Origin of the sequence: Bradyrhizobium sp. 157 (genome assembly GCF_023073815.1) — a bacterium.
In the GTDB taxonomy this organism is placed as follows: Bacteria; Pseudomonadota; Alphaproteobacteria; order Rhizobiales; family Xanthobacteraceae; genus Bradyrhizobium.
In genome coordinates this window covers 1-9,765 of record NZ_JADPKF010000123.1, presented here as the reverse complement: position 1 = coordinate 9,765, position 9,765 = coordinate 1, and the positions used below count along the sequence as shown (strand labels likewise).

The window sequence follows — 9,765 nt, the reverse complement described above, 5'->3', positions numbered from 1 at the left end:
GGTGCAATCGCTACCTGCGCGCGCTGTTCGTGCAAGCCGCTTGGGTTGTGCTGGTCAAGATCAGGTGTTGGGAGCGCTATGGCCTCAACTCTTGGATCCGAGCCGCCAAGAAACGATTGCATCACAACGTGCTGGCGATTGCGCTCGCTAACAAACTCGCCCGAATTGCCTGGGCGGTCCTCAACAAGGGACGCGCCTTCGCGAGCGTCAAGACGGAGGAGACAGCGTCCCAACCTGCTTGACCCTCGCGCCGTGCGCGGGGCCGTCAAGGCGCAGCCTGGCAGCAGAGAGCAAGACGTCAGGACAGCACGACGGCCGGCCTTGACGACCCCTTGCGCGCGGCGCGTCTGCGCGCGCAGGCCGGGACGAAGGAACGACCGCCAGGCACAAACAAAGGAACAGCGCGAAGTGAGGAGCTATCGATGACGTAACAACACCCCTTACCCGCCGAGGTCTGCGAGAAGATGAGACGACGATGGAGAATCGGTCTTCCCGGCGCATGCGAACACTGGTGACCCAAATGGCCCGGTCGAGGCCTGTCCGCTAACCAGATCACATGCGCGCTGATATCCATGATGGCCCGGAGCACTGCGCTCCAAGCAGAGGCCGGATACATTGATGCAAGACCGCATCTACCGGATCGTCGAAATCTTCTTGCACCGCACGGCCGGACCATACATAGGGGTCAAAGGCGCCGTTTTAACACTCGGCCGGCTACTTCCGGTCTACCCCGATAATCGGACACCGTCGGTGTCGGCCGCCACTTCGCAAAAGGGCCAAAAGCAGACAAGTCCGAATAGGTCTTTCAGTTCTGGTATTTTTTAATCGGGGCGTTGGCTTTTCCTGTTCTACCAGTTCGTCTCCACTGATGATCAGTACGGCGGCGCCTTGCGCTGCCGTTGCGCCTTGCCGGCTTCGACCCACCACATGAGATCGTCGGCAAAGCGCGGGAACGCATGCTCGAGCGCCTTGCCGGCCTCACCGGTCGGCATGCCTTCGACCGACAGCGTCTGACTGATCGGACCCACGGCGATCGTGCTCGAGACCACCACCATGCCCATTTCTGAGAGCGTACCGTGCCACGCGGTTGCTGCGCGTGCACCGGACAAACGACCCGCGGAATAGCTGACAATCGCGGCGGGCCGCCAGAACCACTCTTCCAGAAAATGGTCGGTGAGATTCTTCAGCCCGGGCTGGACGCCCCAGTTGTATTCGCCGGTGACGAAAACGAAGCCGTCGGCGGCGCGGATCTTCCGCGCGAGTTCCTCAAGAGCCCCGGGTGCCTGCCCCTTCGGATATTCCTTGTACATACGGTCAAGCATCGGAAGATTAATCGCCTTGGCGTCGATCAGCTCGACGTCCTCGCCTCGGCGCCGAAGCCGCTGGACCACGAACTCGGCCAAGCGGATGCCTGCTCGGTCGGAACGATAGGATCCGTAGAAAACGAGGATGCGGTTGCTCATGGCGGTCACTCAGCGGCCAAAATTCGGGCAGCACGCGGTTCGCCGGCCGTCGACGAACCGCAGCTGTTTGTTGCACACGCAGTCGCTCACCTACTGCGGCAGTGGCTTGCCGGCCTGCTCGTTGACGATGTACTCGGCGTACCAGTCCGGCCAGTTCACATCATGCTCGCCGGTCCGCTTCTCGTGCTGGCCATGTGCCGCCGCCGCCCGGCGGAGCGCGGCTGCCACATCGGACACCGAAGCGAAGGTCGTGTCCCCTTCCACGCGTCCGGGAAAGCGTGTGGTCACCTCCTGCAGCAGCCAGCCGTTGCCGTCCGGATCATTGAACGATGCCAGGGTGAAGTAGCTCCGGTTTTCGGGATCTCGACCACTAACCCGGACGCTCCCGAACAGGTGCGGTTCGTCGGTGCCGCGGTATACTTCGCCGCCGCCGTGAAACGCCTCACTGACCTTCACGCCGCGCCGGAGTAGTTCCTCGCGTGCCGCTTCGATATCGGACACGACGAGGTAAAGTCCCTTTGCTGAACCTGGCGCCGCGGCGGTGACCTCGGTGCCGAAGAGGACCGAAGCCGCGGAACCGGGTGGCGTGAATTGGACGACCCGGTAGCCATTATCGAACGCAAAGTCGGCATCGAGTCGCCAACCGAGGCTGGCGTAGAATTGCTTTGAGCGTTCCACATCGGAAACAGGGATAACGGCGAACTCGAACTTCATGTCCGTCGTCCGGACCTTTGCGGGATTGACTGTGAGTGTCATGGTTCTCTCCTTGATGTTGGGTTGACACATTCCGCGCACGCCTTACTGGGCCCCGACGCGCACGAGACTTGTTTCGGTCGGCTTCGAACTGAAGACGACCAGGGGACCAAACTGTACAAGCATGAGAAGGATGATCGCCGCGAGCGCGGTCGGAGCGAACAGCTTGCGGGCGGCAAGAGTCGCCGCGGTGGGGCTGATGAAATGACGGCGGCCATGATTGATTTCGTGCGGCATGTTCGTGCTCTCGTTAGGCGTCGTGTTGCTGCGACTTCGCTCTCATGTCGGAGCGGATATGCACCCGAACCGGGATGTTTGCTCGTTAAGCGTTGTTAGACGTTGTCAGCGCGATTTCGCCCGACAACGGCCGAAGCAACTGAAATCGCTGACGGGGATAATCGAAGCTGACGGCCGGACACGGCAGCGCATGGAGGGTTCTCATCAGAATTCGCTTAAGGCTTTGACCAACCGGCGCTTTCGCCGCCCAACACCGTTTAACAACACCTAACGGGTCATTTACCGGCTTTTGGGCGAACGTCGGGGCAGGCAATTCAAGGGGAGTCACCGCATGGGCCTTACCGACGACGCTACCCGGTCCTGCATCCCCTAATCGACAGCAATGGCGACGCGCAGGTCACAAACAACCGGCGTGAGCGGTGGGAGGTATGATGATTTCACTGTTGGCAGATGCCATTGACGCACACGGCGGGCTGACCCGCTGGAACGCCCACCGGGAGCTCACAGCAACCATCATTAGTGGCGGCGACCTTTGGGATTTGAAAGGCGTCGGCCAGGATCAAAGCTCCCGGACGATGCGGGTCGACCTTCATCGACAATGGGCTTCGGTGGCGCCATTCGGAAGGGACAGGCACACCGACTTCACGCCGGACCGCATCGCGATTCTTGCGGCAGACGGCAGCGTAGTCACCGAGCGACGCAATCCGCGCGCCTCGTTCGCGCGGCACGACCTGCGCGAACTGGGATCCGCTCCATCGCGCCTACTTCAACGGCTACGCGCTCTGGACTTACCTGACCACGCCCTTCCTGCTCGCCATGGACGGATTCAAGATCCGGGAGATCGAGCCTTGGCGCGAGGGAACGGAGATCTGGCGCGGCTTGAGGGCCACCTTCCTTCCGGAGATCGCGAGCCATAGCACCGAGCAGGATTTCTATTTCGGGGAGGACATGCTGATCCGCCGGCACGACTACCACGTGGAGATCGCGGGCAGCTTCCCGGCCGCCCAATACATCTCCGATCCCGTGAACGTGGACGGCATCTGGATTCCCACCCGGCGGCGAGCCTATCTGCGCGACGATGATTTGACGCCGATGTTCGATACGCTGATGGTGTCGATCGACCTCTCGGACTTTCGCTTCGGCTGAGGGATGAGCTATTTCGAAGTCTCGTCCAGGAGCTGTCGAGCCGCCCTCAGATCGGCAGTCGAGAAACCTTCCGTGAATTGCCCGTAAGTCTCCGCTAGTCCGTCCAGCGGCTTCGCCTTGCGCTGCTTGAGTCGAAGGCGGGCAAGAGATGTCTCCGTCCGCAGCCGCCACGACAGCGCACCTTGTCGTTCCGCCAGCGCGATCGATGCCGCAAAGCTCGCTTCCGCGGCTTTCAGGTCGCCGCCGCATATCTCGAGCTCACCCCGCAGGCGCAGAAGCTCGGGCATGTCGAAGGCGTCGCCTTCCGCCTCGATACGCTTAATCGTCTCGTGCAGAAAGTTCAGCCCTTCCGGCAGCCGTCCCGAGGACGCAAGTCCCTGGCACAAGTCCGCGACTAACGCCGACACGTAGAGTTCGTAACGATCGGCACGCAGACGCGGCAGCACAGTTCGCATCAATTCAATGCCGGGCTTCAGCTCGCCGCGGACGATCATGGTCTGTGCGCGAAAGCCGTCAGAGACCGCCTGATAGGGCGCCAATCCATGCGCGCCGGCGTGAGCTGCCAGGCGACTGGTCATCTGCTCGACCGCGGACCAGTCGCCAACCCATCCAAACAGAGACGCGGACCAGCAAAGCGCTATGCAGTACATCACGACGTCCCGCGGCGCCGACGCAGCTGTCAGCGGCCGGGCGCATTCGAGCGCTTGATCGGGAAACCCTCGCAACCACAAGACACGTGCGAGTGGAATCTGCGGCGTTCTCGAATAGGCAAAGTGGCCAGGCTGCATGCTGCGCAGAGCCGGGTTGCCAGCGACGCCCTCCTCCAGATGGAGCTGGGCCGCACGCTGGTCGCCGATCATGTGGTAGGAAACGCCGACAAGGCCCTTGCCGCCGGCGATCCCCGCCGGGTCGCCAATCTCCCGAGCGGTCCTTTCGGCCTCGAGGGCAATCGGCAACAAATGCCTGTACTCGCCGGTCCGACGGTAGAACATGTTCAGCCGCGCCAGGAGCCTGAACTTGTTGGCGAGGTCGCCGAGAGCTTCGGCGATTTCCAGGCCACGCCGCAGCGCGCCTTCGGCGCGCTCGCTGTTTCGCTCCGTAAACATGAAAGCATGTCCGAGGGTCGCCTGCAGTTCGAGCTCCCACGCACTGCCCAGGGTTGAATCGTCGAGCAGCGTGAGTGCGCGGCTGGACCAGACGTGCCCCTCGTTCAGCAGGTTGAGTTCAACGAACAATCTGGCGCAGGCGCCGGCCAGCGGCACGCGCCGTTCGGCGCCGTCATCGTTGGTGTACGCCCAATTCAGCGCTGCGCGCGCATCAGAAAGCAGCGCCGTCCGCTCGCGCGCGCGGGAGGCCTGATCGCCGCTGCCCACGTCTGCCGCGGTCGTCTCCAGTGCATGCTGGACGTAGCGGGCGTGCCGGCGGGCAATGCTCTTGGCTTCGCCACTGTCGGCGAGCTTCTGAGTGGCATAGGCCCTGGTCGAGTCCAGAAGCCGATAACGCGTCGAAGAGCCGTCCGGCCGAGCCGAAACCAGCGACTTCGCGACGAGCTGCTCCAGCGAATCCACGATCCGCTCGGCCGGTTCGCCCTGCTCGCCCGCGACCGCAGTCGCGCCCTGCAGCGTGAATGGTGCGGCGAAAATGGCGAGACGACGAAGAACAGTCCGTTCGCTCTCGCGAATCAAGCCATAGCTCCAGTCCAGCGTCGCACCCAGCGTTTGCTGCCGCGGCGGGGCCGTCCGTCGTCCACGCCACTCCAGCTTCAGCCGGCCGTCGAGCAGAGTAACGATCTCCCGCAATCCGTGCGCGCCGACCCGCACGGCGGCGAGCTCGATCGCCAATGCAATGCCGTCGAGCTTTCCGCAGATCTCGGCGAGGACATCTGCATCATCGTCGGTGATGTCCGCACGATGGCCAGCGGCGGCGGCTCGTTCAGCAAACAGGCGCGCTGCGGGATAGGCCAACACCTGGCTTGCGCTCAGCCCGCCTACTAGCGGCGGCCCCTCGAGAGGGTCGAGCTCGAAGATCTGCTCGCCCTCCACCAGCAGCGATTCGCGGCTGGTGGCGAGGATGCTGACGCCGGGAGCCCGCTGATGAATGCTCTCTGCCAGCCTGGCAACGACCTCGATGACATGCTCGCAGCTGTCGAGGACGAGCAGCAGACGCTGGTCCCGCAGGTAGCCGACGATGCTGTCGGTCGGATCGGCATGATGCACGACGAGCCCAAGAGCCCACGCGACCGTGCCAGCGACAAGCGTCGCATCCTTCAACATGCTCAGATCGAGGAAGCGAACCTGGCCGTCGAACTCTGTCGAGAGGTCATGGGCCAGCGCGATCGCGACGGTCGTCTTGCCGATTCCGCCAGGCCCCCTGACCGTGACGAAGCGTTCGCTCATCAATCGCTCCGACAATTCCCGCAAGACCTCCTCCCGTCCGACCATCCGTTCCAGACGGTGAGGCAGTGAGACAGGCGTCGTTGTTTCAGGCAAGCCGGACGATCGTGCGAAGGCCGGTACGGCTGCTGGCGCCGACGCGATGCGCTGCACCGGAGCGACGAAGCAATAGCCGCGGCTCGGCACGTTGGTGATGTATCGCGCACCTGCCTTGCCGTCGCCGAGCGCCTTGCGAAGTTCGGCAATGTGAACCCGCAGACTGATCTCCTCGACTACAAGGCCGGGCCACGCGTAGGCGAGAATTTCGTTCTTGGGGACCACCTCGCCCGCGCGACTGACCAGCAGCCGAAGAATATCCGTCGCCCGGCTCCCTAACTTGACGGGCACTCCGTCCTTCTCGAGGAGCCGCGTCTTGAGGGAAAACGGTCCGAACGAAACGGCATCCGCATCATGCGGCATCTCTGCTCGATTTGTTCGATCGACGCCTGATGCCTCGCTCACGAGTGGTCACTCGCGTCGTGCCGCGGACCGCAAGGCGGCGTCGTGTCGAAAGGCCTCCTGTAGCTACAGCCTGCCATCTTTCTTGCCCTTGTAACGCCGTTGTCACGAGGCCTGCGAGCAGCTCCGGCCCAGATTGTATCGAACCGAGGGGCTTCTGGGAACTGGCAACCGATAGCTAGACAAGTTACAGCCCGCGCGGCGTTGGCATTGTGACGTGTCACATTCGCTCCCAGTCCCTTCGGGGCCCCGGGCATGCCGGCTTCAAAGCAAGGTGCCAATCTCGGATCACCGTGAGAAGTTCTCACGTTGTGAAGCATTTGGCTTAGCTGTCGCTGCTCGGAGCCGCTTAACAGCGCTTAACAACACGTAACGAGCAGTTTGTCGACTTCTCCGTCAATGTTCCTGAGCGCCGTCCGGATTACCCGGCCATCTCCGAGTCAAGTCACCGCAGCCATACAAGGAGAGAACACAATGACCCCGCTCATCAATACGCTTGCCGCAGTCGCGGCTGGTACGTTGCTCGCCACAAGCGCTTTCGCCCAGAGTGCAAGGGACATCCGGGGCGCTTCACCATACATCGCCATCGAGAATGAGCCCGCACCCAAGCTGATCGTGGACCCTCCGCTTCCTGAGGGGTTGGCACACGGCATTTTCTGGGCCCAGTACCGAGTGGAGAACCTGCGTATCGTACCGGTGTTCGGGGCGGGCGCAGTCAGCGCATCTCCACGTGTCGGTCATCTGCACATAACCGTCGACGACCTGCCCTGGTGGTGGGCGGACGCGAGTGACAACAACACAGTCGACATAGCCGGGTTTCCGCCCGGCCCGCACAAGGTGAAGATCTCGCTGGTCGACGCCAATCACAACGTCTTTCCCGGCCAGGTCGTGGTGCTGAACTTCACCGTGCCCAAGCATTCCGGGCACGCGCACTAGCCCTGGGGACGACTCCTCGTGACAAGCCATCCAGAGAGGTAGTGTCATGTCTTTCGGAACAGACATCATCGCGGCGCCAACGATCCAAACTGCCGAGCAATCCTCCGCAGAGCGTGCCGGCGCCGCCAACCCCCGGCCGCAAGAGCTTGGCGTAGCCGCTGTCGCTGAAGCTATCAGGCGCGGCGAGGTCAGGGCTGAAGCCCACGCAACCGCGCTCCTGGAGCGGGCGCGGGCTTACTCCGATCTGAATGCGTTCATCACCATCGACGAGACTGCCGTCCTGGAAGCGGCCAGGGCAGCGGACCTCGCGCGCGCCGCGGGCAGGACCCTGCCGCTCCTCGGCGTCCCGATCGGCGTCAAGGACAGCTACATGACGCGCGGGCTCAGAACGTCGTTCGGCACGTCAGTGCTGAAGCACTTCGTGCCCACCCGGGATGCCACCGTCATCAGGTCCATTCGCGACGCCGGCGCCTTCGTTTTCGGCAAGAACAATCTGGTCGAGATGTCCTACGGCCTGACCGGCGCGAACCCTCATCACGGCCAAGTCCGGAACCCCCACAACAAGTCCCACGTCGCCGGAGGCTCGTCTTCGGGTTCGGCCGCATCGGTCGCTGCCCGAATTGTCCCGGCCTCGCTTGGCGGCGACACGGTCGGCTCGATCCGCGTGCCGGCGGCACTCACCGGCGTCGTCGGCTTCAAGCCGACGCCTGGCCGCTGGTCCGGCGACGGGGTCGCGCCGATCTCGCACACGCTCGATACCACTGGCCTGCTGGCGCGCAATATCGATGACTGCATCCTGCTGGACAGCGTCGTGACCGGATCGCCCTCTTCCGCAATCGGCGGGCCCGCCGATCTGGACGGGTTCAGAATAGCTCACGCTCCGCGGCAGTATCTCAGCGGCATCGATCGCGAGGTCGAGGATAACTTCCGTGAGTATCTGCTGAGATTGAAGAGCGCCGGGGCCGAGCTCGTCGAGGTCGACCTTGGTGCGAACTTCAGCGGCCTGGCGGAGCGCGCCACCTGGACCATCTTCGCCAGGGAGACGCGGCCGGCGATCATCGAGTTCCTGAAACTTCAAGGGATTCCAGTTTCATTCGAAGAGATCTTCGCGGATCTGGACCCAGAGATCAGGAGAGGATGGGAATACCTGGTTCTCCCAAACGGAGGGGGCTACCGTTCGGACGAAGCCTACAACGATGCCATGAACAAGGATCGCCCGGAACTGCAGCGCCGCTTCATGCAGAGGGTGTTCGATCGCGCCGACTTCCTCGTCTTCCCGACGACGCCGACCACGGCTCCCGCCATTGAAGCACAGCGCAAGTTCGTCGTCCGCGGCAAGGAGGTCACCGACCTACTGCTCGCGAGAAACACGATCCCGGCCAGTTGCGCCGGCCTGCCCGGCATCAGCTTGCCAGCGGGGCTTTCGCGCAGCGGATTGCCATTCGGGATCGAGGTCGACGGCGCGCCGGGGCAAGACCGCCAGTTGCTGGCTTTCGCGCGGCGGGTGGAGTCCGTGTTTGGCCCTGTCGCTCCGCCACCGGGCTTCTGAGTCAGCGTTCAGAAGTCGAGGATAGATGTCTGATCTCCACCCACAGCGATGCTCCATGGCGTCGACATCGGACCCAATGGCACACACATCTGTGGCTGGAGGGCCCACCCCGCTAAGCAGCCGCCTCGTGAGGCATTGTTCGCCCTTGGCCCCGGCGGCTAATTACCCCGAATCCTCTGTTGATCAGCTGCCCGCGACACGTTCAGTTCGCTCCTGGTTGCGGCAACGGGAGCTGACGGGCAGATGTCCGCTAATGGGATGGTCCGGCCGTGCTCCGGCCCTGCCAGTACGAGAAACTGGCAAGGGGCGCTCAAGACGAGGAGTACGCCATGTCTCAGAAAATCAACGCAGCGATCGCCGTGATCGGCATCGATATTGGCAAAAACTCGCACCACATCGTGGGTCATGATCACCGCGGTGCCATCGTGCTGCGCCAGAAGTGGTCACGCGGCCAGGTGGAAACGCGGCTCGCCAACCTGCCGCCGTGCTTGATCGGTATGGAAGCCTGCGTAGGCGCCCATCATCTCAGCCGCAAGCTCCAGATGCTTGGCCACGACGCCCGCCTGATGCCGGCGAAATACGTGCGCCCGTATTCGAAGGGACAGAAGAATGACTTCCGAGATGCAGAAGCCATCGCCGAGGCGGTCCAACGCCCGACCATGAAGTTCGTCGCGACCAAGACCGCCGATCACTCGACCTTCAGGCACTGCACCGCGTCCGCTATCGATTGGTCGGTCAGCGTACCGGCGTCATCAATCAGATCCGTGCGTTCCTGCTGGAGCGGGGCATC

Annotated in this window: 7 protein-coding genes and 2 pseudogenes; 5 read left to right on the top strand and 4 right to left on the bottom strand. The window is 63.0% G+C overall.

Annotated features, from left to right (window positions below):
• Nucleotides 1-242, top strand: a pseudogene (locus tag IVA95_RS38115) (IS110 family transposase); the annotation flags it as partial.
• Between the two features lie 630 nt (nt 243-872).
• On the opposite strand, the gene IVA95_RS38110 reads toward IVA95_RS38115, so the two are convergent.
• The 3 genes from IVA95_RS38110 to IVA95_RS38100 all read right to left on the bottom strand — a co-directional run bounded on the left by IVA95_RS38110 (nt 873) and on the right by IVA95_RS38100 (nt 2,453).
• A complete protein-coding gene (locus tag IVA95_RS38110) occupies nt 873-1,463 on the bottom strand; it encodes an NAD(P)H-dependent oxidoreductase (protein ID WP_247515214.1) in 591 nt (196 codons plus the stop codon).
• A gap of 90 nt (nt 1,464-1,553) precedes the next feature.
• Entirely contained in the window at nt 1,554-2,219 is a 666-nt protein-coding gene (locus IVA95_RS38105) for a VOC family protein (RefSeq protein WP_247515213.1), read from the bottom strand.
• 42 nt (nt 2,220-2,261) lie between these two features.
• On the bottom strand, nt 2,262-2,453 hold the full coding sequence (locus IVA95_RS38100; protein WP_247515212.1) for a hypothetical protein: 192 nt from the start codon (nt 2,451-2,453) through the stop codon (nt 2,262-2,264).
• An 816-nt stretch (nt 2,454-3,269) separates the two neighbouring features.
• On the opposite strand from IVA95_RS38100, the gene IVA95_RS38095 reads away from it, so the two are divergent.
• The gene (locus IVA95_RS38095; protein WP_247515211.1) at nt 3,270-3,599 is read left to right on the top strand and encodes a hypothetical protein; all 330 of its coding nucleotides are present in this window, start codon (nt 3,270-3,272) and stop codon (nt 3,597-3,599) included.
• 8 nt (nt 3,600-3,607) lie between these two features.
• On the opposite strand, the gene IVA95_RS38090 is transcribed toward IVA95_RS38095, so the two are convergent.
• Nucleotides 3,608-6,379: a winged helix-turn-helix domain-containing protein gene (locus IVA95_RS38090; protein ID WP_346658103.1), complete on the bottom strand. Its 2,772-nt coding sequence runs from the start codon at nt 6,377-6,379 to the stop codon at nt 3,608-3,610.
• Nucleotides 6,380-6,964: 585 nt separating this feature from the next.
• On the opposite strand from IVA95_RS38090, the gene IVA95_RS38085 reads away from it, so the two are divergent.
• The 3 genes and pseudogenes from IVA95_RS38085 to IVA95_RS38075 form a co-directional block, all read left to right on the top strand.
• Entirely contained in the window at nt 6,965-7,426 is a 462-nt protein-coding gene (locus IVA95_RS38085) for a DUF6130 family protein (protein WP_247515209.1), read from the top strand.
• A gap of 82 nt (nt 7,427-7,508) precedes the next feature.
• Nucleotides 7,509-8,975 carry an amidase family protein gene (locus IVA95_RS38080; RefSeq protein ID WP_247515215.1) on the top strand — a complete coding sequence of 489 codons (1,467 nt, stop codon included), beginning with the start codon at nt 7,509-7,511 and terminating at the stop codon, nt 8,973-8,975.
• 329 nt (nt 8,976-9,304) lie between these two features.
• Nucleotides 9,305-9,765, top strand: a pseudogene (locus IVA95_RS38075) (IS110 family transposase); the annotation flags it as partial.

What these genes read in the sequence shown, in the direction of transcription:
- IVA95_RS38110 (WP_247515214.1), bottom strand. Translation starts at nt 1,463, where the DNA reads ATGAGCAACCGCATCCTCGTTTTCTACGGATCCTATCGTTCCGACCGA.
- IVA95_RS38105 (WP_247515213.1), bottom strand. Translation starts at nt 2,219, where the DNA reads ATGACACTCACAGTCAATCCCGCAAAGGTCCGGACGACGGACATGAAG.
- IVA95_RS38100 (WP_247515212.1), bottom strand. Translation starts at nt 2,453, where the DNA reads ATGCCGCACGAAATCAATCATGGCCGCCGTCATTTCATCAGCCCCACC.
- IVA95_RS38095 (WP_247515211.1), top strand. Translation starts at nt 3,270, where the DNA reads ATGGACGGATTCAAGATCCGGGAGATCGAGCCTTGGCGCGAGGGAACG.
- IVA95_RS38085 (WP_247515209.1), top strand. Translation starts at nt 6,965, where the DNA reads ATGACCCCGCTCATCAATACGCTTGCCGCAGTCGCGGCTGGTACGTTG.